Source organism: Bosea sp. 29B (assembly GCF_902506165.1).
GTDB lineage: Bacteria > Pseudomonadota > Alphaproteobacteria > Rhizobiales > Beijerinckiaceae > Allobosea.
Genome location: NZ_LR733817.1, coordinates 1,319,632 through 1,345,805, shown reverse-complemented (window position 1 = coordinate 1,345,805; position 26,174 = coordinate 1,319,632). Strand labels below are relative to the sequence as shown.

General features: G+C 65.8%; 23 protein-coding genes. 12 read left to right on the top strand and 11 right to left on the bottom strand.

Annotated elements, in window-relative coordinates; genetic code table 11:
* Positions 1-9 precede the first annotated feature (9 nt).
* From GV161_RS06610 to ribB, 4 genes are all read left to right on the top strand, one after another.
* Positions 10-252, top strand: a complete 243-nt coding sequence (locus GV161_RS06610; RefSeq protein ID WP_152016229.1) for a type II toxin-antitoxin system Phd/YefM family antitoxin — start codon at positions 10-12, stop codon at positions 250-252.
* Positions 252-698, top strand: coding sequence for a type II toxin-antitoxin system VapC family toxin (locus GV161_RS06605; protein ID WP_152015458.1), 447 nt, complete (start codon positions 252-254; stop codon positions 696-698). The genes GV161_RS06610 and GV161_RS06605 overlap by 1 nt, the downstream gene beginning before the upstream one ends.
* Before the next feature lie 32 nt (positions 699-730).
* Entirely contained in the window at positions 731-1,849 is a 1,119-nt protein-coding gene (gene aroC / locus GV161_RS06600; RefSeq protein WP_152015459.1) for a chorismate synthase, read from the top strand.
* 193 nt (positions 1,850-2,042) lie between these two features.
* Positions 2,043-3,329, top strand: coding sequence for a 3,4-dihydroxy-2-butanone-4-phosphate synthase (gene ribB, locus GV161_RS06595; RefSeq protein WP_193219560.1), 1,287 nt, complete (start codon positions 2,043-2,045; stop codon positions 3,327-3,329).
* Positions 3,330-3,509: 180 nt separating this feature from the next.
* Here ribB and GV161_RS06590 read toward each other — a convergent pair whose 3' ends face one another.
* Positions 3,510-4,439, bottom strand: coding sequence for a histone deacetylase family protein (locus GV161_RS06590; RefSeq protein ID WP_152015460.1), 930 nt, complete (start codon positions 4,437-4,439; stop codon positions 3,510-3,512).
* 233 nt (positions 4,440-4,672) lie between these two features.
* Here GV161_RS06590 and GV161_RS06585 point away from each other — a divergent pair, with 233 nt between their 5' ends.
* A complete protein-coding gene (locus GV161_RS06585; RefSeq protein WP_152015461.1) occupies positions 4,673-5,269 on the top strand; it encodes a L,D-transpeptidase in 597 nt (198 codons plus the stop codon).
* A gap of 24 nt (positions 5,270-5,293) precedes the next feature.
* On the opposite strand, the gene GV161_RS06580 is transcribed toward GV161_RS06585, so the two are convergent.
* Together GV161_RS06580 and GV161_RS06575 are read right to left on the bottom strand one after the other, a co-directional pair.
* Entirely contained in the window at positions 5,294-6,157 is an 864-nt protein-coding gene (locus tag GV161_RS06580) for a metallophosphoesterase (RefSeq protein ID WP_348521247.1), read from the bottom strand.
* 574 nt (positions 6,158-6,731) lie between these two features.
* Positions 6,732-8,114, bottom strand: a complete 1,383-nt coding sequence (locus tag GV161_RS06575; RefSeq protein WP_152015463.1) for an aminotransferase — start codon at positions 8,112-8,114, stop codon at positions 6,732-6,734.
* Between the two features lie 359 nt (positions 8,115-8,473).
* Here GV161_RS06575 and GV161_RS06570 point away from each other — a divergent pair, with 359 nt between their 5' ends.
* Genes GV161_RS06570 through GV161_RS06560 form a run of 3 tightly spaced genes read left to right on the top strand, consistent with a single transcriptional unit; the run spans position 8,474 to position 10,467 of the window.
* Positions 8,474-9,004 carry a hypothetical protein gene (locus GV161_RS06570; protein ID WP_152015464.1) on the top strand — a complete coding sequence of 177 codons (531 nt, stop codon included), beginning with the start codon at positions 8,474-8,476 and terminating at the stop codon, positions 9,002-9,004.
* A gap of 17 nt (positions 9,005-9,021) precedes the next feature.
* Complete coding sequence (locus GV161_RS06565) at positions 9,022-9,420, top strand: VOC family protein (RefSeq protein WP_152016231.1); 399 nt, start codon at positions 9,022-9,024, stop codon at positions 9,418-9,420.
* A gap of 18 nt (positions 9,421-9,438) precedes the next feature.
* Positions 9,439-10,467 (top strand): P1 family peptidase, encoded by a 1,029-nt coding sequence (locus tag GV161_RS06560; protein WP_152015465.1) that lies wholly within the window; start codon positions 9,439-9,441, stop codon positions 10,465-10,467.
* An 11-nt stretch (positions 10,468-10,478) separates the two neighbouring features.
* On the opposite strand, the gene GV161_RS06555 is transcribed toward GV161_RS06560, so the two are convergent.
* The 4 genes from GV161_RS06555 to GV161_RS06540 all read right to left on the bottom strand — a co-directional run bounded on the left by GV161_RS06555 (position 10,479) and on the right by GV161_RS06540 (position 13,807).
* Entirely contained in the window at positions 10,479-10,727 is a 249-nt protein-coding gene (locus GV161_RS06555; protein ID WP_152015466.1) for a hypothetical protein, read from the bottom strand.
* Positions 10,728-10,809: 82 nt separating this feature from the next.
* A complete protein-coding gene (locus tag GV161_RS06550; RefSeq protein WP_152015467.1) occupies positions 10,810-12,300 on the bottom strand; it encodes an amidase family protein in 1,491 nt (496 codons plus the stop codon).
* A gap of 182 nt (positions 12,301-12,482) precedes the next feature.
* Positions 12,483-13,331: a patatin-like phospholipase family protein gene (locus tag GV161_RS06545; RefSeq protein WP_152015468.1), complete on the bottom strand. Its 849-nt coding sequence runs from the start codon at positions 13,329-13,331 to the stop codon at positions 12,483-12,485.
* Positions 13,331-13,807, bottom strand: a complete 477-nt coding sequence (locus GV161_RS06540; protein WP_152015469.1) for a MarR family transcriptional regulator — start codon at positions 13,805-13,807, stop codon at positions 13,331-13,333. Before GV161_RS06540 ends, GV161_RS06545 begins: the two co-directional genes overlap by 1 nt.
* A 117-nt stretch (positions 13,808-13,924) precedes the next feature.
* On the opposite strand from GV161_RS06540, the gene GV161_RS06535 reads away from it, so the two are divergent.
* The 3 genes from GV161_RS06535 (at position 13,925) to GV161_RS06525 (ending at position 17,901) form a co-directional block, all read left to right on the top strand.
* Entirely contained in the window at positions 13,925-15,547 is a 1,623-nt protein-coding gene (locus tag GV161_RS06535) for a long-chain-fatty-acid--CoA ligase (protein WP_152015470.1), read from the top strand.
* A 677-nt stretch (positions 15,548-16,224) separates the two neighbouring features.
* Entirely contained in the window at positions 16,225-16,974 is a 750-nt protein-coding gene (locus GV161_RS06530) for an SDR family NAD(P)-dependent oxidoreductase (protein ID WP_152015471.1), read from the top strand.
* A gap of 141 nt (positions 16,975-17,115) precedes the next feature.
* Positions 17,116-17,901 carry a DUF4239 domain-containing protein gene (locus GV161_RS06525; RefSeq protein WP_152015472.1) on the top strand — a complete coding sequence of 262 codons (786 nt, stop codon included), beginning with the start codon at positions 17,116-17,118 and terminating at the stop codon, positions 17,899-17,901.
* Between the two features lie 73 nt (positions 17,902-17,974).
* Here GV161_RS06525 and GV161_RS06520 read toward each other — a convergent pair whose 3' ends face one another.
* The 4 genes from GV161_RS06520 to GV161_RS06505 form a co-directional block, all read right to left on the bottom strand.
* Positions 17,975-19,549: an EAL domain-containing protein gene (locus tag GV161_RS06520; protein ID WP_152015473.1), complete on the bottom strand. Its 1,575-nt coding sequence runs from the start codon at positions 19,547-19,549 to the stop codon at positions 17,975-17,977.
* 186 nt (positions 19,550-19,735) lie between these two features.
* Positions 19,736-20,521, bottom strand: coding sequence for an alpha/beta hydrolase (locus GV161_RS06515; RefSeq protein ID WP_152015474.1), 786 nt, complete (start codon positions 20,519-20,521; stop codon positions 19,736-19,738).
* 98 nt (positions 20,522-20,619) lie between these two features.
* Entirely contained in the window at positions 20,620-22,818 is a 2,199-nt protein-coding gene (locus tag GV161_RS06510; protein WP_159650181.1) for a methyl-accepting chemotaxis protein, read from the bottom strand.
* A 493-nt stretch (positions 22,819-23,311) separates the two neighbouring features.
* Entirely contained in the window at positions 23,312-24,232 is a 921-nt protein-coding gene (locus GV161_RS06505) for a LysR substrate-binding domain-containing protein (protein WP_152015476.1), read from the bottom strand.
* A 75-nt stretch (positions 24,233-24,307) separates the two neighbouring features.
* On the opposite strand from GV161_RS06505, the gene ilvD reads away from it, so the two are divergent.
* Positions 24,308-26,149: a dihydroxy-acid dehydratase gene (ilvD, locus tag GV161_RS06500; RefSeq protein ID WP_152015477.1), complete on the top strand. Its 1,842-nt coding sequence runs from the start codon at positions 24,308-24,310 to the stop codon at positions 26,147-26,149.
* Positions 26,150-26,174: the final 25 nt, after the last annotated feature.

The window sequence follows — 26,174 nt, the reverse complement described above, 5'->3', positions numbered from 1 at the left end:
GAAACGGCGATGCGAGAAATCCAACTCAAGGACGCCAAGGCCACCCTGTCTGCGGTGGTCGACCAAGCGGTTGGCGGAATGCCCTCGATCATCACGCGCCATGGTCGCAAGGATGCAGTCATCCTGTCGTTCGAGGATTATGAGCGGCTCTCGCGCGCGCCGAGCTTCGGGCGTTTGCTGGCGGCTTTCCCGGGTGAGCCGGAGGATATTCCCGAACGCAGCAGGGAGCCGACTCGACCCGTCGATCTCTGATGTTCCTGCTCGACACCAATGTGATCTCGGCATTGGCCCCCTCGAAGCGGGCGGAGGCGGGAGAACTGGCCGTCTGGCTCGATCGGGCGAGTCCCAATCTGTTCCTCTCGGTGATCACGGCCGCCGAGGTGGCAGCGGGCATCGCAAAGGCCGAACGGGAGGGCGCTGGCACCAAGGCGCGCGTGCTGGCCGAATGGTGGCAGGCGGTCGAGCACTTCTACGGAACGAAGGTGCTGCCGTTTGATCTGCGCTGTGCCCATCTCGCCGGTGGCATGCTCGATCGGGCGCGAGCGCATCGACCCGGTTTCGAAGACATCGCCATCGCTGCAACGGCCGAGGCACACGGCTTGATCGTGCTGACCAGGAATCTCCGACATTTCGCGCCTTTGGGCGTTTCCGCACGGGATCCGTTTCAGGGGCTGCCCCCGTTGCCGGAAACCGGGTAAGAAGCCAGCGCTTCAAGTCTCGTCAGGTTTCCATGTCTCACAACACTTTCGGCCATCTCTTCCGCGTCACCACCTTCGGCGAGAGCCATGGGCCTGCGATCGGCTGCGTCGTCGACGGTTGCCCCCCGCTGATCCCGCTGAGCGAGGCCGAGATCCAGCGCGACCTCGACAAGCGCCGGCCCGGACAGTCGCGCTACACGACGCAGCGCCAGGAGCCGGATCAGGTCCGCATCGTCTCCGGCGTCTTCGCGCGGGAGGCAGACGGCGAGCAGGTCACCACCGGCACTTCGATCGGGCTGATGATCGACAATGTCGACCAACGCTCGAAGGACTATTCCGAGATCAAGGACAAGTACCGGCCCGGCCATGCCGATTTCACCTATGACGTGAAATACGGCATCCGCGACTATCGCGGCGGTGGCCGCTCCTCGGCGCGCGAGACGGCGATGCGGGTCGCGGCCGGGGCGATCGCCCGCAAGGTCGTGCCGGGCATGCTGGTGCGCGGCGCCCTCGTGCAGATGGGGCCGCACAAGGTCGATCGTGGCAACTGGGACTGGGCCGAGGTCGGCAACAACCCGTTCTTCTGCCCGGATGCCAAGGCGGCCGAGCGCTTCGCCGATTATCTCGACGGCATCCGCAAGTCCGGCTCCTCGATTGGTGCCGTGCTCGAGATCGTCGCCGAGGGCGTGCCGGCGGGTCTGGGCGCGCCGATCTACGGTAAGCTGGACGCCGAGATCGCCGCGGCGCTGATGAGCATCAACGCGGTCAAGGGCGTCGAGATCGGCGATGGCTTCGCTGCCGCCGAACTCTCCGGCGAGGAGAATGCCGACGAGATGCGCGCCGGCAATGACGGCAAGCCGTTGTTCCTGTCGAACCATGCCGGCGGCATCCTGGGCGGCATCTCGACCGGCCAGCCGATCGTGGCGCGCTTCGCGGTGAAGCCGACCTCCTCGATCCTCTCGCCCCGCGCCACGGTGAACCGCACCGGCGGCGAGACCGAGATGTTCACCAAAGGCCGGCACGACCCCTGCGTCGGCATCCGCGCCGTGCCGGTGGGCGAGGCCATGGTCGCCTGCGTGCTCGCCGACCAGTATCTGCGCCACCGCGCTCAGGTCGGCGTGATCGAGCCGCGTTGGCCGTTCGAGGGCTGACCGCGTCATTCTCGGGCGAAGCGAAGCGCAGACCCGAGAATCTCAGAACGGGAAGGTGCTGGTAGGCGCTTTTTCCGGCAAGAGATGGTCGGGTCAAGCCCGGCCATGACGGCTCGGGATGATCATTTCAGTATTACTGAAAAATTTTCCTCCCTTCATTGCGGATGAAGCGGAGGCGTATTAGCTTCTCTTCATGAAGCTCGATGTCTGGCTCCAGCAAACCAAGACCGCCCGCAGCGCCTTCGCGCGGCAGGTCGGCCTTTCGCCCGCCAGCGTCACGGCGCTCTGCAACGATCCGACCGCCTGGATCTCACGCGAGAGCGCCGAGCGTATCGCCGCCGCGACCGGCGGCGCTGTCACCCCCAACGATTTTCTGGGCCTGCAGGGCCCGCGCGAGGCTGTCATGACCGCAAGCAATGTCGCCGAGACCGTCGAAGCCTTCGCGCGCGGCGAGATCGTCATCGTCACCGATGACGACGATCGCGAGAACGAGGGCGATCTCATCGTCGCCGCCTCGCTCTGCACGCAGGAGAAGATGGCCTTCATCATCCGCAACACCTGCGGCATCGTCTGCGCGCCGCTGACGTCGGGTGAGGCGCGCCGCCTGCGGCTCGACCCGATGGTCTCCTCCAACGATGCCCCGCTCGGCACCGCCTTCACCATCACGGTCGACGTCAAGCACGGGCTGACCACCGGTATCTCGGCGGAGCAGCGGACCAATACGGTGCGCGCGCTCGCCAACGGCAATATGGGCGCCGCCGATTTCGTCCGGCCCGGCCATGTCTTCCCGCTGATCGCCAAGGATGGCGGCGTCCTGATGCGCTCGGGCCATACCGAGGCCGCGGTCGATCTCTGCAAGCTCGCCGACCTGCCGCCGGTCGGCGTGATCTGCGAACTCGCCAATGACGACGGCACGGTGATGAAGGGCGCGCAGATCACGGCCTTCGCCCAGAAGCACAATCTTAAGCAGATCACGGTCGCCGACCTGATCGCCTATCGCCAGGCGCGCGAGAAGCTGGTCGAGCGCGTGCACTCCTTCCCGGTCAAGACCGAGTTCGGCGAGATGACCGGCCATGTCTACATCACGCCCTTTGACGACACGCAGCATTTCGCCTTCGTCATGGGCAAGCTCGGCGATGGCGAGAAGGTTCCGGCCCGGCTGCACCGCGCCAATGTCGTCGCCGACGTGCTCGGCGGCGCCTCCTCGATCCAGTGCGTGCTGCGCCGCTTCCAGCAGGAGGGCAAGGGCGTGCTGGTCTATCTGCGCGACGGCTCGGCGGGCGTGCCGATCAAGAGCGTCGAGGACGAGGAGGGCTCGGACGCGCTGCGCTCGCAGCAATGGCGCGAGGTCGGCCTCGGCGCCCAGATCCTGCGCGATCTCGGCGTCGCCTCGATCGTCAACCTGGCGTCCTCGACCCGCGCCTTCGTCGGCCTCTCGGGCTTCGGCATCGAGATCGCCGAGACCGCGCCGTTGGAGTGAGGCTCCGTCTTTCCGGGGCGGGCCGTCGGCTCGAGCCCGGAACCCAGAACCGATGTCCTTTCTCGATAGGGCGGCGATGTTCGCGCTTCTTTGGAGGCTGCATCGGTTCTGGGTTCCGGGCTCCTCGCTGCGCGAAGCCCCGGAAAGACGGCGTGTTTCCTCGCGAGCCGGCAGCTCGCCTCACCCCCGCATCAGCGCCATGACATGAGCGGCGGTCGATTTCGACAGGCCTTCGAGGTCGTAGCCGCCTTCCAGGATCGAGACGAGCCGTCCGCCGGCATGGCGGTCGGCGATCTCCATCAGCTTCTGCGTCGCCCAGGCGAAGTCGGCTTCCTTCAGGTTGATGTTGGCGAGCGGGTCGCGCCAATGCGCGTCGAAGCCGGCCGAGATGATCACCAGATCCGGCCGGAAGGCTGCGAGCCGCGGCAGGATCGCGCTCTCGAAGGCGTCGCGGAAGGCGTCGGCGCCGTCGCCGGCCCGAAGCGGTGCGTTGACGATCGTGCCGTGCTCGCCACGTTCGGAGGGCGCGCCGGTTCCGGGATAGAGCGGCATCTCATGGGTCGAGGCGTAGAGCACGCTAGCGTCGCCCCAGAAGATCTCCTGCGTGCCATTGCCGTGATGGACGTCCCAGTCGACGATGGCGACGCGCTCGGCGCCATGGGCATTCTGGGCATGGCGGGCGGCGATGGCGGCATTGTTGAAGAAGCAGAAGCCCATCGCCTTGTCGCTCTCGGCATGGTGACCGGGCGGGCGCATGGCGCTGAAGGCGTTGGTCGCGCGTCGGCTCATGACCTCGTCGACGGCGTGGACGGCAGCCCCGACGCCGTGAAGCGCCGCAGCGAGCGTACCTGGCGACATGATGGTGTCGGCATCGACCTGGACCATGCCCTCCTGCGGCGCGGCATCGACGATAGCCTGCGCATAGGCGGCGGGGTGGCAGAGCGCGACCTGGGCGAGCGTGCCTTCCGGGGCATCGACGCGCTGCAGATGCGCGAATCGCTCCTCCTCCAGCGCCTGCTCGACGGCGCGGATGCGGTCGGCGCGCTCGGGATGGCCCGGCGGCGTGACATGGCGGAGGCTGGAAGGATGGCTGATCAGCAGCGTCGTCACGCGCAAGTCTCCGATAGTCGCGAAGCTTTCCAAACGGGGTAGCCCGCAAGCGTGACCATATTGTCACTGCAATGCAGCAAGACGCCAGAGCAGGTGCTGAACTTCATTGCCTGAGAGTCATTTGCGCCGTAAGACCAGCTTGTGTTCGACCCGGGCCTTGTCTCGTCGGGTCACCGTTTTTTAACGATGCATTCATCATAACGAGCACCGTTTCGGTGCCGGCGGTGGACCCTATGAAGCAGACTCTCGTTACGGTGCTCGGCCTGTCGGTGCTTCTTGGCGCCTGCCAGTACAAGACGGTTCATGCGCCGTCGCTGTCGGCGCGCGATGCCGAATACATGGCGCTCGTCCCGAATTTCGAGACGCAGCTCACGCATCTGCCTTACGAGATCACCGACCCGACCGGCGAAGAGCCCGGCACGATCGTGGTCGATACCACCGAAAAGTTCCTCTACTTCGTCCTGCCGGGCAAAAAGGCGATCCGCTACGGCGTCGCAACCGGCGACGAAGCCTTCGGATGGACTGGTACGGCCGTGATGCAGCGCAAGGCCGAGTGGCCGCGCTGGACGCCGCCGGCCGAGATGATCGCGCGCTGGCCGCATCTGGCGCCGCGCGCCGGCGGCATGGAGGGCGGGCCGGACAATCCGCTCGGCGCCCGCGCCCTCTATCTCTACCAGAACGGCAAGGACACGCTCTACCGCATCCACGGCACCAATGAGCCGGAGACGATCGGCCGCTCGGCCTCGTCCGGCTGCATCCGGATGCGCAATATCGATGCGATCGACCTCTACAACCGCGCTGCGGTCGGCGGAAAGGTCATCGTCCGCTGATCGGATGACGCTGCGGCGTCGCCCTCAACCCAGTTCGATCAGGACGATCTCCGGCGGTGCGCCCAGCCGGATCGGCATTTTGCTGCTGACGCCGAGGCCTGCTGAGACGATCAGGTTGCAACCGTTCTCGACGATGTGACCGTAGGCGTAGCGGTTACCGTAGCGGGACGGCACCACGGGTGACCAGCCGAACAGCCTGACTTGGCCGCCATGGGTATGGCCCGATACCGTCAGAGCGATGCGCGCCGGCACCCTGGTGAAGATATCGGGCTCATGCGCCATCAGGATCACCGGTGCATCGTCTGTGACCATGGCGAGAGTGCTCGCGAGATCGTCGATGCCGCGATGGGCTCTGGGCATCCCCGGCGGCTGTAGCCAGCGTGGGAAGGCCCACTGATCGCCGAGTCCGGCGAGCCAGACCGGCCCGGCCGCGGTGTTGAGCTTGAGCGCCTGATTCTCCAGCACCGGAATACCGACCGCCGCCAGCGCCGAGCCAGCCAGCGTCGGGCCGCGGCGCGCGCTCTGGGCGCGCTCGTCATGCCACCAATCATGATTGCCGAGCACGGCAAAACGGCCATTGGGGGCCTGCAGCCGGGCGAGCTGCAGCGCCCATTCGACGGGCTGCGGATCACTCGGACGCCAATCGCGGCTGGCGACGAAATCACCGAGCAGGAGAATGAGGTCCGGTTTCAGCTGATTGGTCTGGTCGACGATCTCGCCTACGCGCGAGATCGGCATATAGCCGCTGCCGACATGGATGTCGCTGAGGACGGCGAGGCTCAGCCGCCTGCCCTCCGGCCAGCCGGCTGGCCGGAGCTTGTAGCGGGTCACGCCCTGATGGGTTGGCTCCCAGGCATAGGCATAGCCGCCGAGCCCGATGCCGGACAAAAAAAGACCGGCGAGAGTCTGAAGAACTCTGCGCCGGTCAAGCATTTGGGGTCTCAATGGGAGGTGGTCGTATCAATCTTCGAAACCGTTGCGCAGGAGCGCCGGAACGTCCCTGTGCTGCGAGGTCAACGCGGCCGGGGTCCAGCGGGTTCCCGCGAGAATGGCAGGAATCGCGATCGGACGAAAGCGCGATGCATAAGCCTCACGTGCGCTGGCATCATGGAAGCTGGCGGAGCGGTGCGCGGGGTGGCGCGGCTTATGCGTAGACATGATCCTCGATTTCCGGTTGTGGCGCCGACGGTTCCTGGCCGTCAGCACCGCCAATGTCGCTGCCGATCGGGTCGGGCCGGCGGCGGCATTTTGAATTTCTTGTGACGTTTTCATCGTCACACCGAGGCTTTGGTCAGCTTTGGCACAGTTTCGCTGGTAGGCAGGCTGAAATCAGCGCCAGCCGCTTTTTCTCGTCATGATCGGGCTTGTCCCGACCATGCACGTCTTCCTCCGTGGCATGCGGTGTCCACGACGTCATGCTCGCCACAAGGGCGAGCATGACGTCGTGGTTCGGGTGTGCGGATCAGCCCGCGAGCAGCCCCTCGGCCTTGACCCAGTCGAGCGTCTTGGCGAGCGCACGCTCGTAGCGGTCGAACAGCTCGTCGATCTCGGCTTCGCTGATCACCAGCGGCGGGCAGAAGGCAACGCGGTCGCCGCCCAGCGCGCGCAGGATCAGGCCTTCTTCCTGGGCGAAGCTGGTCGACTTGAGGGCGACGCCCTTCTTGGCCTCGAACTGGGCCTTGCTCGCCTTGTCCTTGACGAACTCGATGCCGCCGATCAGGCCGACGCCGCGGGCTTCACCGATAAGCGGGTGCTCGGCGAGCTTGGTGAGGCGCTGCAGGAACTTCGGCGCGACCTTGCGCACGTGATCGATGATCTTGTCGCGCTGGTAGATCTCCAGCGTCTTGACCGCGACCGCGCAGCCGACCGGGTGGCCGGCATAGGTGTTGCCGTGGCCGAAGGTGCCGATCTTCTTGCTCTGGTCGACGAGCACCTCATAGACCGGCTCGTTGATCAGCACGGCGCTGAGCGGGAAATAGGCCGAGGTCAGGGCCTTGGCGCAGGAGAGCGTGTCGGCCTTCATCTTGTAGGTGGTGGTGCCGAACATCTCGCCGGTGCGGCCGAAGCCGGTGATGACCTCGTCGGCGATGAAGAGGATGTCGTATTTGGCGAGGACGGCGTTGATCGCCTCGAAATAGCCCTCGGGCGGAGTGACCGCGCCGCCGGCGCCCATCACCGGCTCGGCGATGAAGGCGGCGACGGTGTCCGGCCCCTCGCGCTGGATCATCTCGTCGAGCTCGGCGGCGAGACGCGCCGAGAAGTCCAGTTCGCTCTCGCCCGGCTGCGCAAAGCGATAATGGTGCGGGCTGGAGGTGTGCAGGATGCCGGGGAGCGGCAGGTCGAAATCGGTATGGTTGGCCGGCAGGCCGGTCAGCGAGGCCGAGGCGACGGTGACACCGTGATAACCCTTCAGCCGCGAGATGATCTTCTTCTTCTTGGGCCGGCCGAGCGCATTGTTCATGTACCAGACCAGCTTGACCTGGGTGTCGTTCGCGTCCGAGCCGGAGGCGCCGTAGAACACCTTGGAGATCGGCACCGGCGCGATTTCCTTCAGCTTCTCGGCCAACTCAATCGCCGGATCATGGCTGCGGCCGGAGAAGAGATGGGTGAAGGGCAATTTCTTCAGCTGCTCATAGGCGGCCTCGGCCAGCTCCTGGTTGGAATAGCCGAGCGAGGTGCACCAGAGCCCGGCCATGCCCTCGATATAGTCCTTGCCGGTGGTGTCGTAGACGAAGACCCCCTTGCCGCGCTCGAGCACCAGCGGGCCGACTTCGCGATGCGTCGCCAGGTTGGTGTAGGGGTGGACGAGCGTCTCGATGTCGCGGACGGCGAGGTTGGTCAGCATTTCCCGGCTCCTGCTTATTTACGCGTTGTTTATGCGAGCATAGACCGCGATCGGCGCAAGCGCTGAGCGATTTTCCTGCAGATCAGGGCAGAGTCTGGCGCGGGACGGGCCCGGCTCGTCGGAATCTTGAGGCGACTTCCAATCCGCAGCCCTCATCCTGAGGAGCGATCGCGGGTCGTGTCTCGAAGGATATTCCAGATGGCTCAGGAGCCCACTAGAGCATCCTTCGAGGCGCAGCCTGATGACTGCTCCTCAGGATGAGGGCTGAGAGGCGGATATCGCGCCTGGAATCATTCCAAACCGGCTTGCCAGCCGCCGCCGCTCTGCGCATGGTTCCGCGCTCTTCGAAGAGGTCAGGCATGATCGATCCCGCCCGTATGGTGAACCAGCCGGCGCCCGGCCGCGACTGCGGCACGTGCACATTGTGCTGCAAGGTCTATGACGTGCCGGCGGTGGAGAGCGTCGCCGGCAGCTGGTGCAAGCACTGCCTGCCCGGCCGGGGCTGCGGCATCCATGCGACGCGGCCGGACCATTGCCGCGCCTTCTTCTGCCTCTGGATGACGCAGAGCTTCCTCGGCCCGGAATGGAAGCCTGACAAGGCGCGCTTCGTGCTGACCATGGACCCGGCGACGAACTGGCTGTTCGTCCAGCTCGATCCCGGCGCGCCGCAGGCCTGGCGCAAGGAGCCCTATCTCACCCAGCTGCGCCGCTGGGCCGCCGCCGGCAATCGCCCGGTCATCGTCTTCCTCAACAAGTCGGCGACGGCGGTCATGCCGGACCATGATGTGCAGCTCGGCCTGATCGCGGCCGATGAGCGGCTGGTCCTACGCGAGGAGCTTGCGGGCGGACGGCCGCGTGTGACCGTGGCGAAGGTCAAGGCGGCGGCGTGAGCGAGGCGAGCCGGCCGATGCTGCATCACCTGTCGCTTGGAGTGGCCGATATCGAGCGAGCCGTCGCCTTCTACGATGCCGTGCTCGCGCCGCTGGGTTACGTCCGGGTCTGGAGCGACCTTCGACCCGGCAAGAGCAATCAGGCGGTCGGCTATGGTGTTCCAGGCGGCGGCGACGGGCTGGCGCTGAAGCACCGTCCGGACGGGCAGCGGCCGCCAGGGCCGGGGTTCCATGTCGCTTTCGCGGCTCCCGGCCGGGGAGCGGTCGATACGTTCCATCGGGCGGCACTTCTGCATGGCGGGCGCGACAATGGCGGGCCGGGCCTGCGGGCGCATTACGGCCCGCACTACTATGCGGCCTTCGTCATTGATCCCGATGGCCACAACATCGAGGCCGTGTTCAACGCGGCCATGTGATCGGAACGGGAGGTCCCCTTGAGCAAGCGGGCGCGCGATTACGGCCTGATCTGCGGCGCGCTGCCGCCCGGCCCGCTCAATGCGATCACCGACGTACCGGGCGTCACCGTTGGCCACCGCACCCTGCGCGAAGACGATATCCGCACCGGCTTCACCGTGGTGCTGCCGCATCCGGGTGATCTCTTCCGCGAGAAGGTGAGGGCCGGCATCGAGGTGATCAATGGCTTCGGCAAGAGCGCCGGGCTGATGCAGCTCGCCGAACTCGGCCAGATTGAGACGCCGATCCTGCTCGGCAACACCTTCTCGGTCGGCGCCGGCACCGAGGCGCTGGTCGGGCGGGCGCTCGCCGGCAATCCGGAGATCGGCCGCAGCACGGGCACGGTCAACTCGCTCGTGCTCGAATGCAATGACGGCTTCCTCTCCGATATCAGGGCGCGGCGCCTGACGGTGGCGGATGCGGAAGCTGCGCTGGATGCTGCCAGCGGAGGACCGGTCGAGGAAGGCGCGGTCGGCGCCGGCACCGGCATGAGCGCCTTCGGCTTCAAGGGCGGCATCGGCACGGCCTCGCGCCTGATCGAGCTCGACCGCCGCAGCTTCACGCTCGGCGTGCTGGTGCAGGCGAATTTCGGCAATGCCGGCGATCTGGTTTTGCCCGATGGGCGCCGACCGGTGCCGCCCGCCGCAGGTTCGGCCCAGCCGCCGGAGCGCGGCTCAGTCATCATCGTGCTGGCGACCGACCTGCCGCTGGAGAGCCGCCAGCTCACGCGGATCGCCCGGCGCTGCGGCGCGGGGCTGGCGCGCCTTGGTGCCTTCTGGGGCCATGGCAGCGGCGACATCGCCATCGCCTTCTCGACCGCAGGCCGGATCGCCCATGACGACGAGGCCGGTCTCGTCCCGCTCACCGTCCTCAACGAGAACCGGATCGACCTGCCCTTCCGCGCCGCAGCCGAGGCGACGCAGGAAGCAGTGCTGAACGCCATGCTGGCGGCGCCGGAGACGGTCGGGCGTGACGGCAACCGAAGGCCTTCGCTGGCGGATTGTCTGTAAGTTGAGCCGATTCAGCCGATTTCTTTTCGGCAATCGGTCAGAAATTCGATCAACCCATCTACTGCTTCAGGCGTCAGCGCTATTTTTGTCCGTACGGAGTTTTCTGTCTCCGGCAAGGCAAACACGAATTTGGAATCCTCCTTTTCGCGAACCAGCGCCACGAGGAGGACTTGTGATGCGCCTTTGGTGAAGAAAAACTTCTTGGCTGCGATGTCCGCTCCGTAAAGCGGATCGAGGGCTCGTAAGAAACGCTCCAGCACCAGACGCCTCCACCAAGCTCTTTAAGGTGCTTAGTGGAGCGGAGTGACGTGCGCCTGTAAAGCGCTAGCCTATGGGAGGCAGTCACCCTGTTGCTGGCTCCTCCAGTAACGACGCTTCGGCCAGTCGCGGTACCCTAAATCCACCGCCCTGCTTCTCCAGCATCGCGCCGACTGCGATCGCCGTCCGGTCCTCGCCGAAGGGTGCGATGATCTGCACGCCGGTCGGCAGACCAGCCTTGGACAGACCGACCGGAGCCGAGAGTGCCGGCAGGTCGGCGCCGGTGGCGAGGCTCGCCCAGCACAGGAAGTCGAGATAGGGGCGCTCGACTCCGTCGATGTCGAGTCGGCGGGCGTGGAAATCGGGCAGATGGTCGTGCCTTTGCGCTGCGACCGGCGCCGGCGGGCAGAGCAATACGTCCCAACTCTGGAAGAAGCGGGCCCATTGCCGCTTCAGCGCGAGGCGGCGCTGGTGGAGCTGCTGGTAGAGGCCGGGTGTCATCCGGGCGCCGCGCGCCTGCAATGCCTGATGCGAAAGATCGCCGGGCGCATACTTCGCCGCTTGCGCCTGGATGCGGGCGCGCACTTTTGGCGGCAGGCCATAGGCGACGACGGCGTGGTTCAAGAGTGCATAGACCTCATAGGCCTCGGTGAAGCGGAAGCCGGGGCGGGCGGTCTCGTCGACGAGCGCGCCCGCTTCGGCGAGGCGCCGGCCGGCTTCGCGCACCGTGTCCGAGACCTCCTTCGTGACCGGCGCGAATGGCTCCTGCGCCCAGACCGCGACACGCAGGCCGCTCGCCTCGCGGTGGCGCGGCACCGGCAAGGCCGGGCCGGCGACGTTCGGATCGCGCGGGCCGGTCAGCACCGGTAGGATCAGGTCGAGGTCTTCGGTCGCGCGGGCGATCGGGCCGGCGACGACGAGATCGGCATTGCGCAAGGTGCGCCGCTCCGGCGGCGGCGGGATCAGGCCCCAAGTCGAGACCATGCCCCAGCTGGTCTTGAGGCCGAAGACGCCGCAGGCCTGCGCCGGCCAGCGGATCGAGGAGCCGAGATCGGAGCCGAGCTCGAAGGCGCTCATCCCCGTGGCGACCGCGACCGCCGCGCCACCCGAGGAGCCGCCCGGCGAATAGTCGGGATTCCACGGGTTGCTGGTTACGCCATGGGCCGGGTTGTAGCTCTGGAAGTCGCCGGAGAAGACCGGAACCATGGTCTTGCCGAGGATGATCGCACCGGCGGCGCGCAGGCGGGCGACGGCGGCGGCGTCCTCCTGCGGGATGCGCTCCTTATAGGCGGGCAGGCCGCCGGAGGAGGGCAGGCCGGCGATATCGAAGGCGTCCTTGATCGTGATCGGCAGCCCTTCGAGGGCGCGGGCCTTGCCGGAAGCGATGCGCCGATCCGATTCCGCCGCCATCGTTCGTGCCGCGTCGCGATCCTGCGCGACGATGGCGTTGAGCGACGGGTTCAGCGCGTCGATGCGGGCGAAGGTCGCTTCGAGCAGATCCATGGCGCTGAAGCGGCGGGCGAGTAGTCCGGCGCGCAGGCTGGTGGCGGAGGCGGTCAGATCGATCGAGGCCATCGCGGATTCCGGCGGGAGGGACTCGAATCGTAGTGCATTGCGGCAGGCGGCGGAACCGCACCCGTCATGGTCGGGCTTGTCCCGACCATCCACGTCTTTCCGGACGCAGTGCGGTGTTCAAGACGTGGATGCTCGCCACGAGGGCGAGCATGACGAGGTGGCTGGCATTGCCTTAGCTGCGTTCAACCCGCCTTCCGCCGCTCCATCGCTCTCAGGAAGTCCTCGCCATCCCTGACGCCGAGTTCGTAGGCGAAGCGGATGCCTTCCCAGTTGCGGATGGTGAACTGGCTGACGGGAATGGTCTGCGAGGGGCGGGCATAGGTGCGGTTCTTGATATCAGGCACCTCGGCGAAGGGGCGGGTCAGCAGCACCAGCGTCTGCTCGCCGGCCGCCTCCATCTCGGCGAGCGCCCAGGCCGGGGCGCTGTCGACGAGGCCGCCATCGAGCGCGGCACGGGCGCCGATATTGCCCGCCGGCATGAAGGGCGGCACGGCGGCGCTCGCCATCAGCGCATCGACCAGCTCTTCGGGATCGGCGCAGTCGGCGATGCGGATCAGGTCGGGCCGGAAGCCGAGCTTGCGGCCGACGGTCGGGTGGACCGGGCGGCGCAGGCGCTTTTCGAGCTGGTAGGCGCCGATCCCGATCGTGGTGATGACGGGCAATGGCCAGAAGCGCGGCGGCCGCGAGATCGCGATCAGGAAATCGGCCTGGCCCTTCAGCACTGCCAGCCGCTCGGGCGTGAACAGGCTCGCCAGCATGCTGCGGTACATCTCCGCGACCGGGAAGAGCCGTCCGCCACGGCGGAAGGCGGCCCAGTCGACCTCGGAGGTGCGGCCGGTGCAGGCCTGGCGCAGCATCTCGCGCACGGTGGGGCCGACGCCGAGCGCATTATAGAGCATCGCCCCGGCGCCGGCGCTGGCGCCGACGATGCGGCGCGGCTTCAGGCCGATGTGGGGCGCGACGGTCTCGTAGAAGCCGCCCTGCCAGTAGCAGCGATTGCCGCCGCCGGCGTAAGCCAGGCCGGCGAACATCAGGGCGTGTCGAGGGCGCGGGCGCGCTCGCGCCAGGCCAGCACCAGCCGGTCGAGCTCGGCGAGGTCCTCGTGCGGGAGCTTGCCGAGCGTCTGGGCAACATAATCGCGCTGCGTCGTCATGCCGGCGTCGGCGAGGCGCCGGCCTTCTGCTGTCAGGTGCATCGCATAGGAGCGCCGGTCGCCGACGATGGCGCGGCGCTCGACCAGTCCCGCCTGCACCAGCCGGTCGACCAGGCCGGAGACATTGCCCTTGGTGACGTAGAGCCGCTCGGCGAGCTCGCTCTGGCTGATGCCCTCGCGCTCGCTCAGGGTCGAGAGCAGGTCGAATTGCGGGATGGAGAGACCGAGCTCGCGGATGCGCGCTGTCATCTGGCCGAGCATGCGCTGATGCAGGCGCATGAAGCGGAACCAGACGCGATCCGGCTCGATGGGTTCCGGGGCGGGGATTGGGCGCGGCACTGACAAGGCGTTCATCCCTAGATCGTTTAGTTGTAAACTAACTCATCTCCAATCGGGAGGCGAGGGCTTTCGCCGCGAGCCGTCCGCTGGCTATGCTGCCAAAAAGCGAAGCAAGACGACAGGGAGAAACGCATGCTCGGGCTGATGCAGAATTGGCCGCTGCTGATCCACCGGATCATCGATCATGCAGCGATCCAGCATGGCACGCGTGAAGTCGTCTCCCGCAGCGTCGAAGGGCCGATCCGGCGCACGACCTATGCCGATATCCGCCAGAGCGCGCTCAGGATCGGCAAGAGGCTGACGCGCGAAGGCATCCGCCTCGGCGACCGCGTCGCAACGCTCGCCTGGAACACCGACCGGCATCTTGCGCTCTGGTACGGCATCAGCGGCATGGGTGCGATCACCCACACCGTCAATCCGCGGCTCTTCCCGGAGCAGATCGCCCAATTGATCGATCATGCCGAGGACCGGCTGGTCTTCTTCGACCTGACCTTCGTTGCGCTGATGGAAGGCCTGCAGGACAAGCTGCCATCAGTCGAGCGCTACATCGTCCTGACCGACGCCGCGCATATGCCGCAGACCTCGCTCCGGAACGCCGTCGCTTACGAGGACTGGCTCGCCGAGGTCGATGCCGATTTCGCCTGGGCCGCGTTCGACGAGAGCACTGCGGCCGGGCTCTGCTACACCTCGGGCACGACCGGCGGACCCAAGGGCGTGCTCTATTCGCACCGCTCCAACGTGCTGCACGCCATGGGCTGCGCCCAGCCGGACTATATGGGCCTGTCGGCACGGACCGTCGTCCTGCCGGTGGTGCCGCTCTTCCACGCCAACAGCTGGTCGCTCGCCTTCTCGGCGCCGATGACCGGGGCGAAGCTGGTGATGCCCGGCATGAAGCTCGACGGCGCCTCGCTCCTCGAACTGCTCAACGATGAAAAGGTGACGCTGACCGCGGCGGTGCCGACGGTCTGGCTCGGCCTGCTGCAGCATCTGGAAGCGACCGGCGGCAAGCTCGACACGCTGAAGCGCGTGGTGATCGGCGGCTCGGCCTGCCCGCGGGCGATGACCGAGGCGTTCGAGACAAAGTACGGCGTCACCGTCGACCATGCCTGGGGCATGACCGAGATGAGCCCGATCGGCTCGTTCTGCTCGATCAAGCCGATCTATGCCGATCTCACGGGCGATGCGCTCTACGACCTCAAGGTCAAGCAGGGCCATCCGCAGTTCGGTGTCGAATTCCGCCTGACCGATGATGATGGCGCCGACCTGCCCTGGGACGGCAAGACCTTCGGGTGCCTGAAGGTGCGTGGGCCCGCCGTCGCTGGCGCCTATTACAGGCATGACCAGCCGATCCTCGACGAGCACGGCTTCTTTGACACTGGCGATGTCGCGACGATCGACCCGCACGGCTACATGCAGGTCACCGACCGCTCCAAGGACGTGATCAAGTCCGGCGGCGAATGGATCTCCTCGATCGAGCTCGAAAACCTCGCCATCGGCCATCCCGATGTGGCGGAAGCCGCCGTGATCGGCGTTGCCCATCCGAAATGGGACGAGCGGCCGCTCTTGGTGATCGTGCCCAAGCCCGGCAGGACGCCCGGCCGCGACGAGATGCTCGCCTTCATGGCCGGCAAGGTCGCGAAATGGTGGCTGCCCGACGATGTCGTGCTGGTCGAAGCGATCCCGCACACCGCGACCGGCAAGATCCAGAAGACGGCGCTGCGCGAGATGTTCAGGGAGTATCGGTTGCCGGGGTGAGGGGGGTATCTTACTGTTCGCCGCTAAATGAGCCCTTTATCCGATAGGATTTTTTCCCACATCGACCTTGTCGAGGATATAACATCTAGCAGGAGATATTTCTTCCCATCAAAATACAGGTTTAGATGATGCCTTTCCCGCCCTTCGACTTGAGGCGCGAAATGGTCATACTCCCTAAACACAACCCAATCTCCATCTGTTGGATTCTGAGTAAGAATCAAGTGCTTTGACCTGTTAGCCAGGTCGCGAACGATCCTCCACTCTGGATATCGCCTTAAGGCCAGATCAAGCTCATCTTTGAGAAAAATGCCATCACCAATGAGCCATTCACGGAGAGAGTGGCTCCAAATGAAGTACGCGAGAGCATAGTCAAGCGCCGTGTTAAATTCGGTCGCTGGGAGGTTTGTTAGCGCGTGTACTGCGCGCTCTTCCCATCGTTTGGTTCGCCTGAAATGATTGCTCCAGCCGCCAACCCGGTCTGCTCCTCGACTAAGGGCGTCCTTAATTTCCTTCATTCCAGAAAGCTAAACCACAGCTGACGGATGAGCCAGTATGCCACTGAGTGAGCCGCCTCCGAGCAGGTACCTGCCATGCGCAGATGGCGGGCGGCGAGCCTTGAAGGCAAGCCTTGCGCCGCGGTTATCTAGATGTCGAAACGTCAGTAAGGAATCGCCCATATGGCCCAGGACTTCGCCGGCAAGCGCGTGATCGTGATGGGCGGCAGCCGCGGCATCGGGCGCGCGATCGCGCTGGGGTTCGCGGCGCGAGGTGCCGCGGTGTCAATTTGTGCGCGGAGTACGGGGCCGCTCGAAGCGACGCGCCGGGAGATCGAGGCGTTCGGCGTGACCGCACATGCGGCCAGCGTCGATCTCGCCGATGCAAGCGCGATCGAGGCCTATGTACCCGAGGCGGTCAAGGCTCTCGGCGGCCTGGATGTCCTCGTCAACAACGCCTCCGGCTTCGGCCATTCCGATGACGAGGAGGGCTGGGCCGCCTCGCTGACAATCGACATGATGGCGATCGTCCGCGGCAGCCATGCCGCGATCGCGCATCTGAAGCCGGGCTCGTCGATCGTGAACATCTCCTCGATCTCGGCGCTGCGGGCATCGTCGCGCTCGGCGCCCTATGGCGCGATCAAGGCGGCGGTGATGCACTACACGGCAAGCCAGGCGAAGATGCTGGCGAAGCAGGGCATCAGGGTGAACGGCGTCGCGCCCGGCTCGATCGAGTTCCCCGGCGGGACATGGGAGGATCGGAAGACCTCGAACCCCGAACTCTATCGCTCGACCCTGGCCAGCATCCCCTTCGGCCGGATGGGCAAGCCGGAGGAGGTTGCCGAGGTCGTGCTCTTCCTGGCCTCCGACAAGGCGAGCTGGGTCACCGCCCAGACCATCGTTGTCGATGGCGGGCAGCTCGTCGGACCCTGATCCCGGCTCATCCGCTGGCGGCAACGATTGGCGCTGCGGGAGATGTTCAGGGGCATCGCTTGCCGGGGTGAGGGAGTCGGGAGAAGCTGAGGCTCACACCGACTGGGTGTCCTGATCCAGAGGCCGAGCCAGGGAGATCGTATGGAACTCCTCCTGGTCCTCGCATTTCTCGCGCTGTTCAGCCTGAGCGCGCTGGCAGGCATGGCTTTGCGGAAACTCCTGCACGAACATCACCTGACCAGCGAGAACATGGATTCGATCAGGCTGGTGACTGGGCTGATGGTCACCTTCGCCGCACTCATCCTCAGCCTGCAATTATCGACGACCCGGGCACGTTTCGACGTCACCAGCGGCAATCGTTCCAGCTATGCCGCGCGCCTCGCCAATCTCGATCAGTGCCTGCGCATCTTCAAAACGGTCGCCGACCCGACCAGGCTGAAACTTCAACAGTACACGGCTGCAGTTATCGCCAGCACGTGGCCCCGTGAAACAGCACCTGTGGTCGCGGGTATGCCCGACACGCGCCGTATGGCGATACGCGGCGAGGATCGGAGTCTGTCGCAGCTGATCAATGACATCGGCGCAGATGTGGATATCCTGCCAACCACGGGCCTCGAACATTCAGCGACCCGCTGTCGGGCGGCCTATGCCGACGTCTCATCCGCAAGATGGAACGTGATCGAGGATGCCAACGCGCCATCCGGCGCCTTCTTTGTCGGCATCCTGAGCTTCTGGCTCAGCCTGGTCTTCCTGAGCTTCGGCCTGCAGATCCCGCGCCGAGCACTCAGCGCCGCCGTCCTGGCGATCGGGGTGCTCTCCGTCTCGAGCATCATGTTCATGATCGTCGACCTCAGCCTGCCCTATCAGGGGGTGTTCCATATCTCCAGTGAGGCGATGCGCGAGGCACTTGCGGACATGATGCGTTAGGGCGACGCGTCGAACTCCTCCGAGGATGATGAGCGCCGGAGAGCCCAGGCCTGCGACGGAGCGGGTTTGGCCGTCACGCTGCTTCCGGTACCGGAGCCCCTTCGTTGCGTTGCCTGTAAAACCGAAGAAACTCTCCGGGTGGCAAGGCCTTGGAGTAGAGCCAGCCCTGCGCGAACTCGACACCGGCGGCTTTCAGATAGGCTGCCTGCTCCGCCTTCTCCACACCTTCCGCCACGACGACGAATGTCAGGGTATGCGCCATGTCGATGATGGATGGCGTCACGATGCTGGTCGCAGCCTCGCGGCCGATGGCATCGATGAATGACTTGTCGATCTTGAGCGCATTGAGGGGCAGGCTTTCCAGAAGGGACAGGCTGGAATACCCCGTTCCAAAATCGTCGATCGCGATGGTGTGCCCGAGTTGCCGTGCCCGCTCGAGCGTGGCGCGAGCCGCGTCGGCCTCGATGAAGCTGCGCTCGGTTGCCTCGAGCCAGACTTGCGCCGGGTCGACTTGCGCTTTCTCGAGGGCGGGGGAGAGCACGTCCAGGAAGCGGCCGCTCTGGATGTCTTCGGCCGAGATGTTGATCGCGATGTGCAACGAGGGATCGGCTCGCAGCGCCGTCGCCATGTCTTCCAGCACCCGCGCGATCATGATGTCGGTCACGGGTGCGATCATGTGATGGTCTTCAGCATAGGTGATGAAAAGATCCGGCCGGACCCAGGTGCCGTCCGGTTTGGGCCATCGGACAAGCGCTTCAGCTCCAACGCATCTGCCGGTCGCAAGCTCGATGATGGGCTGATAGTGCGCCACGAACTCGCGGTAGACGATTCCTGTCTTCAGCTCGCCTGCCAGCGACATGCGCTGGCGCGATGCCCAGATGATCAATGCGATGATGCTCGCCGACATCGCCAAGCCGATTGGGATGAGTTTCCAGAGCTCGCTATCGGTGCGCCAGGCGACGACGCTGTGGTCCGAGATGGCGAAAGCAATGAAATCAGCGCTGCGCAGCGACGAGAACACCTTCTGACCAGTTGTACCACTGGTCTCCTCCAGCGAGAGCTGCCGCACCAGAAGAGGATCGGTGCGCCCTGACAAGGCGAGGAGTCTGCCGTCATATGTGGCGATCCCGATAACCATCGGGGTGTCGTGCAGGACGTCGATCAGGCGTTCCTTCTTGATGAGCGCCTGGTAAGGCCCGTATGCGACCGCTACCATCTCGGCGGGCGGACGCTGCAACGTCGGCCCCGAAGCTATGACGAGGCCAAAATCTTGCGACAGGACGATATCCGGCTTTCGCATCGGCTCCGGACTCGTCGAGGCCCCCCAACTGTCGCAGACCAACGTCCCATCTTTGAAAACATCGATTTTCTCTACGGAGAGGACATCCTTGGTCAATTGCTGCAATCGCTCCAGGTGGAGCGGTGAGCACAGCGCATGGTTTTCCATCACCAGCCGGCGCAAAGCATCCTTGGCTCGCGTGACCACCAGGTCGGCCCGCTGCAAGGTCCACCTCGCATAATCCTTCAAATGTACGCGTTCGGTCGCAATGGCCCGCTGCTGCGACAGGTAATAGGCAGCTGCCAGAGGTAGCAAGCCCAAGCTGATGCCAAGCCCAATCGCGATGGGCAGGATCAAGCGGCGGCGCATCAAAATACCTTTCCGGAGAGTATCCGGATTTATCCTAGCAGATATTCGCACGATGTTCAGTTTGATTGTATTTGTGCAATTATATACTCTACTGAAAGAGCTTGATAACCGTAAGATCGCGGTCTTTTGTCGAGGCGTTTTCGGGAGGAAAATCGCGGGGAGCGGGGATGAAGGCAGCACCGCGGATTAAATTGCGGCCAGGAAACCCGCGATCGCCGCGACGAGAACATCTTCTGCCTCGCGATGCGGGACATGGCCTACTCCCGGCAGGATCAGCGTCTCGCCGCGCCCCTCGGCGATGCGCGGGGGATGGCGGAGCGAGCCGTATTCGTCCAGTTCGCCATGGATGGCGAGGACCGGGCAGCGCATCGCGGCCAGCGGCCGGTCGAGCGTCCAGTCCGCGAAGGCGGGGGAGAGCCAGGTCCCGATCCAGGCTTCGAGCACCCAGGGCGTCTTGTCGCCGTGATAGCGCGCCAGCCGGGCGAAGTTGTCCGGGTTCTGGAAATCCTGCTGCGCCACCCTGATCCCGGCCAGCGTCCGATCCTCGATGAAGGTCTGGGCGGCGATGGTGACGAGGGCCTGGCAGCGGCCGGGCCAGCGCGCCGCCGTCTCGATCGCCATGCAGCCGCCAACGCTATGGCCGCAGGCGATGAAATCGCAGAGGCCGAGTTGGTCGCAGAGCTGCGGGACGACGCTCTCCGCCTCGTCCGCGACGAAATCGAGGCCGAGCGTTCCCGGATGCGGATCGGAACGGCCGAAGCCGAGGCGGTCATAGGCGACGACGCGCCGGCCGGTCGCGGTTGCCAGCTTTTCGGGGAAGCTGCGCCAGAGCTCGATCGCGCCGAGCGAGTCGTGGAAGAGCAGAACCGGCGTGAGCCGGTCCGCCTTGGGATCCGAGGGCGTCCAGCTGCGCGTGAAGAGCTGGTGCTCGCCGAGCCGGAGCAGGGCATCCCGTTGGTCGATCGTGGTCACTCAGGAAAGCTCTGCCGGCAATTGTCAGGGCGGCCATTCTGCCTGTGCCGGACCCTTTCGCAAGGACGCCGGCCGCCCTTGGGCGGCCGGCGGTGGGGTCAGAACTCGGCCCAGCCGCTGTCGCCATGCTTGCCGGCATTGGCGACCTTGCGCGGGGCCGGGCTGAAGGCGGTCGCGGCGAGCTGCTGCAGGCGCTGCGGCTCGGCAGCCGCAGGCTTGCGCACGGCGGCCGAGCGGGCCGGTGCGGCGTGAGACATGGACGCGGTGGCGGCAGCGTCGCCTCCGGTCTTGAAGGCCGCGACGAGGTCATTGAGCTGCGTGATGCGCTGGTTGAGCGCATTGGCGCTGGCGGCGCTCTGCTCGGAGAGTGCGGCGTTCTGCTGGGTCATCTCGTCCATATGGGCGACGGTCTGGCTCATCTCCTCGATGCCGTTGGCCTGCTCGGCCGCGGCCGAGGAGATGTCGGCGATGGTCGAGGCAACTTTCTGTGACGCCGCCAGGATCTGCGTCAGCGCGTCACCGGCCTGGCGGACCAGCTTGACGCCCTCGCCGACCTCGACGTTCGAGGAGGAGATCAGCGTCGAGATGTCCTTGGCGGCTTCGCCCGAGCGCTGCGCCAGGGTGCGTACCTCCGAGGCGACGACCGCGAAGCCCTTGCCGGCATCGCCCGCCCTGGCGGCCTCGACAGCGGCGTTGAGGGCGAGAAGGTTGGTCTGGAAGGCGATGTCGTCGATGACGCGGGTGATATCGGAGATCTTCTTCGAGGCCTCTTCGATCCGGGCCATGGCGCTGACCGCCTTGCCGGCGATCTCGCCGCCGCCCTCGGCTGCGCGCATCGCCTCCTCGGCGGTGGTCGCCGCCTGGCGCGAGGCCTGGGCAGACGCCTTGACGGAGGCCGCGAGCTCCTCGGTCGTCGCGGCGCTCTCCTCCAGCGAGGAGGCCTGCTCCTCGGTGCGCTTCGACAGATCATCCGCGCCGGTCGCGATCTCCCGGGCCGAGAGCCCGACATCGGCGGAGGTGAGCTGGATCGTCTTCACGGTCGAGGACAGGCGCTCGACGGTCTCGTTCACCGCGCTCTTCAACTCGCCGAAGCGGCCGCGATACTGGGTGGCGATATCCTGCGTCAGGTCGCCATCGGCGACACGCTGCAGCACGGCGACGAACTCGGTGGTGGCGCCGTCGACCACGGCATTGATCTCGTTGATGCCGGCGACCAGCTTCTGCATCTGCTCGTCGGCATCGTCGATCTGCAGCCGGGCCGAGAAATCGCCATCGGCCGCGGCGGCGACGACCTCGCCGACATCGGAGACCACGCGCGACATCGCCTCGGCCCGGGCGGCGCGGGCTGCGGCCTCGGCCCGCTCCTGAGCCTCCAGGGCGCGGATTTGCACCAGCTTGTCCCGGAACAGCAGCAGCGCGGTGGCGACGGCGCCGACCTCGTCATGCCGCCCGGTCTGCGGGATCGGCGTCTCGAGCTCACCATTGGAGAGCCCGTCGATGCTGGTCTTGATCGCGGCGAGCGGCCGGATGACGCGCGAGACGATCAGGGCGCCGGTCGCAAGCATCAGCGCGACCAGCGTGCCGAGCAGCAGGTTGAACACCCACTGGATCTGGCTGACGGTGGCGCCGGTCGCATCGAGGCGCGCATTTGTGCGGGCCTCGACCAGCCCGAAGAACTCGTCGACCGGCTTCATGATTTCGCCCTTCATCCGATCGTAATCGGCTGAAAACAGCAGCTCGCGGGCGAGGTTGAGGTCACGCTCCTTCTTGACGGTGTATTTGCCGCTGCCATCCTCGAACAGGCCCTTGGCGGCGTTCATGGCGCGGGTTTCGAGAGCGACGAGACCATCCGATTTGGCGGCGGCCTGGCCGAGCTTGGCGAATTCAGCCTCGGTGAAACCGGCCTCCTTCATCTCGGTCAGCAGAGCCTTGGTCTGGCCCGGGCCGCGGGGGCGCACGGCATTGTCGAGGACGAGGTCCCAGTAGATCCGATGCGGCTCGACGGGACGGGGCTTCTCGCCGCTGCGCATGGCGATGACTTCGAGGTATTGCTGCTCGTAACGCGCATTGCCGGTGACAGCGAAGGTTCGCGCCAGCCGCGTCAGGTCGTCTGAGCTCTGCCGAAATTCGTCGGCGAGCAAATAGGATGTGTGGGCCTGGCGATAGGCGCCGGCCCGGGCACCGACAGCCTGCTGCTGGAAATACCACGCCCCGATGATGGCCGCGATCAGGGCGGCGAAGAGTCCTGCAATGCACAGGAATATCTGCTTGATGGTGAGATTGGCTGCCAGGCGCATGCTTTTGATCCCAGTAGGACATGACATAAGGGAAGGTCGAGCCGGGCGAAGCGCGACCAGGTTCGGAGCGATTGGGGCGATCAATCGGTAGGACGCCGGAACCCGCGTCTGGTCGCGGGAACCCTGGTGGCGATGCGTTCGCAGGGCCGCAGGGACGCGTCGTTTCGGAAGGGTTGAACGCTGCTCCGATCGAGCATGCTGGTATCCAGAGTGCCGCTTTTCTAGGCATATCCTGAAGCGGGATAGTAAATTTTTACTGAAGGTTCAGGATCTTTTACTAACCTGTATGACCAGTCGTCAGTGGAAGCTGAGATTCCGATGCGGGATCGGGCGATGCCATCTCATCGCGGCGAGGCCATGATCGATATGTAGCGCATGAATACACGTATTGCGCGTTCTTGTATGATTATACAACCTGTGTAGTATTTACGGCCAAGTCTTCGAGAACGCCTGTCGCCACCGCCGAAAGCACCCCACGAGCCTGGCCTGTGTTTCACCCGGCGCCAACCTTCAATGTCTCGATGAGGAAGACCGCGAAGGCGCGAGCGGCCGGAGCGGGGCGGCCTGGAGCCAGATGCAAGGCGATCTCCGAGGCGGGCAGGGGAGGCAGGCCATCGGCCTCGCCGAGCAGGCGCAATCCCTCGCGGGCCGTGCCGGCCTTGACCACGGTGAGCGCCGCGCCAGCGGCGGCGACCGCCTCGACCGCGCCGATGCTGGAGGAGGAGAACAGGATGCGCCAGGGCCGGCCGGCCTCGTTCAGCGCCGCGAGCGCCCATTCGCGGTACATGTTCGGTGCCGTGAGCAAGGCGAGCGGCAATGGTCCTGCCGGTGGAAAGTCGTGGCGGTCGGACCAGGCCCAGGCGGTACGCTCGCTGCGCAGCACCTCGCCGCTGCCGTCCCCTGCCTTCTGCGTCGCCAATACGAGGTCGAAGGCCTCGCCGAGGCTGCCGATCAGGTCGCGGGTGAAGCCGGTGGTCACCTCGAGCTCGACCTCGGGATGGGAGCGGGCGAAACGGGCGAGCGTCTCGGGCAGGACAACGGTGGCGTAGTCGTCCATCACCGCGAGCCGGACGCGGCCGGAGACGTTTCGTGCCCGGACGACGTCGAGCGCCTCGTCATGCAGCGCGACGATGCGGCGGGCGTAGCCGAGGAAATCCTCGCCGGCGCGGGTCAGGAGGACCTCCTGTGGCGAGCGCTGCAGCAGGGTCTGGCCAGCGATCTCCTCGAGCTTGCGCACCTGCGTCGAGATCGTCGACTGCGTGCGGGCGAGCGCGGCGGCGGCGCGGGTGAAGGAGCGCAGTTCCGCGATGGTGACGAAGGAACGCAGCAGGTCGATGTCGATATTGCGCAGCATCGCAAGGCCTTTCGCGCCCGCAGCATGGACGGCGCCGATCATCCAAATCGAATAATTCAATTTTGGCTGGCCGGGCACGCCCGCTAGCTATAGGGCGAACCCTTCTGTTCGGGCGTCGCGTCAACGAGGTCAAGCATGCCGAGGCTGAGATCCGCCACCACCACCCATGGCCGCAACATGGCCGGCGCTCGCGGCCTCTGGCGCGCCACCGGCATGAAGGACTCGGACTTCGGCAAGCCGATCATCGCGGTGGTGAATTCCTTCACCCAGTTCGTGCCGGGCCATGTCCACCTGAAGGACCTCGGCCAGCTGGTCGCGCGCGAGATCGAGAAGGCCGGCGGCGTCGCCAAGGAGTTCAACACCATCGCGGTCGATGACGGCATCGCGATGGGCCATGACGGCATGCTCTATTCGCTGCCCTCGCGCGAGCTGATCGCCGACAGCGTCGAATACATGGTCAACGCCCATTGCGCCGACGCGATGGTCTGCATCTCCAATTGCGACAAGATCACGCCCGGCATGCTGATGGCGGCGATGCGCCTGAACATCCCCGTCGTGTTCGTCTCGGGCGGGCCGATGGAGGCTGGCAAGTACATCGCCGAGGGCGTGCTGAAGAAGGTGGATCTGGTCGATGCCATGGTCGCTGCGGCCGACAGCAAGTACTCGGACAGCGAAGTCGAGGTTATCGAGCGCTCGGCCTGCCCGACCTGCGGCTCCTGCTCGGGCATGTTCACCGCCAATTCGATGAACTGCCTGACCGAGGCGCTTGGCCTGGCGCTGCCGGGCAACGGCTCGACGCTGGCGACCCATGCCGACCGCAAGCGCCTGTTCGTCGAGGCCGGCCACCTCATCGTCGACATCGCCAAGCGCTACTATGAGCAGAACGACGAGAGCGTGCTGCCGCGCAATGTCGCGAGCTTCAAGGCCTTCGAGAACGCGATGACGCTCGATATCTCGATGGGCGGCTCGACCAATACGGTGCTGCATTTGCTTGCGGCCGCGCACGAGGCCGAGATCGACTTCACCATGGCCGATATCGACCGTCTCTCGCGCAATGTGCCGGTGCTGTGCAAGGTCGCGCCGGCCGTCGCAAACGTCCATATGGAGGACGTCCACCGCGCTGGCGGCATCATGGCGATCCTGGGCGAGCTCGACCGCGCCGGACTGATCGACACTTCGCTACCGACGGTGCACAGCGCGACGATGGGCGAGGCGCTCGAGCGCTGGGACATCAGGCAGACGCAGAGCGAGGCGGTGCGCTCCTTCTACAGCGCCGCGCCCGGCGGCGTGCCGACGCAGACGGCCTTCAGCCAGGACCGGCGCTATGAGGAGCTCGACCTCGACCGCGAAAAGGGCGTGATCCGCGAGAAGGCGCATGCGCATTCGCAGGATGGCGGCCTCGCCGTGCTCTACGGCAATATCGCGCTCGACGGCTGCATCGTGAAGACGGCCGGCGTCGATGCCTCGATCCTGACCTTCTCGGGCACGGCGGTGATCTTCGAGAGCCAGGACGCGGCGGTCGAGGGCATCCTCAACAACAAGGTCAAGGCCGGCGAGATCGTGCTGATCCGCTATGAGGGACCGCGCGGCGGGCCGGGCATGCAGGAGATGCTCTATCCGACCAGCTATCTGAAGTCGAAGGGTCTCGGAAAGGCCTGCGCGCTGGTCACGGACGGGCGCTTCTCCGGCGGCTCGTCGGGCCTCTCGATCGGCCATGTCTCACCCGAGGCGGCCGAGGGCGGCGCGATCGGCCTGGTCGAAAGCGGCGACGTGATCGAGATCGACATCCCCAGGCGCAGCATCGTCCTCAAGGTTTCCGACGAAGAGCTGGCGCACCGCCGTGCCGCAATGGACGCCAAGGGCAAGGATGGCTGGAAGCCGGTGGCGCCGCGCAAGCGCAAGGTCTCGACCGCGCTGAAAGCCTATGCGGCGCTGGCGACCAGCGCGGCCAAGGGGGCGGTGCGCGCGATCGATTGAGCTGACAAAGCCAGCGGAGGCCCCG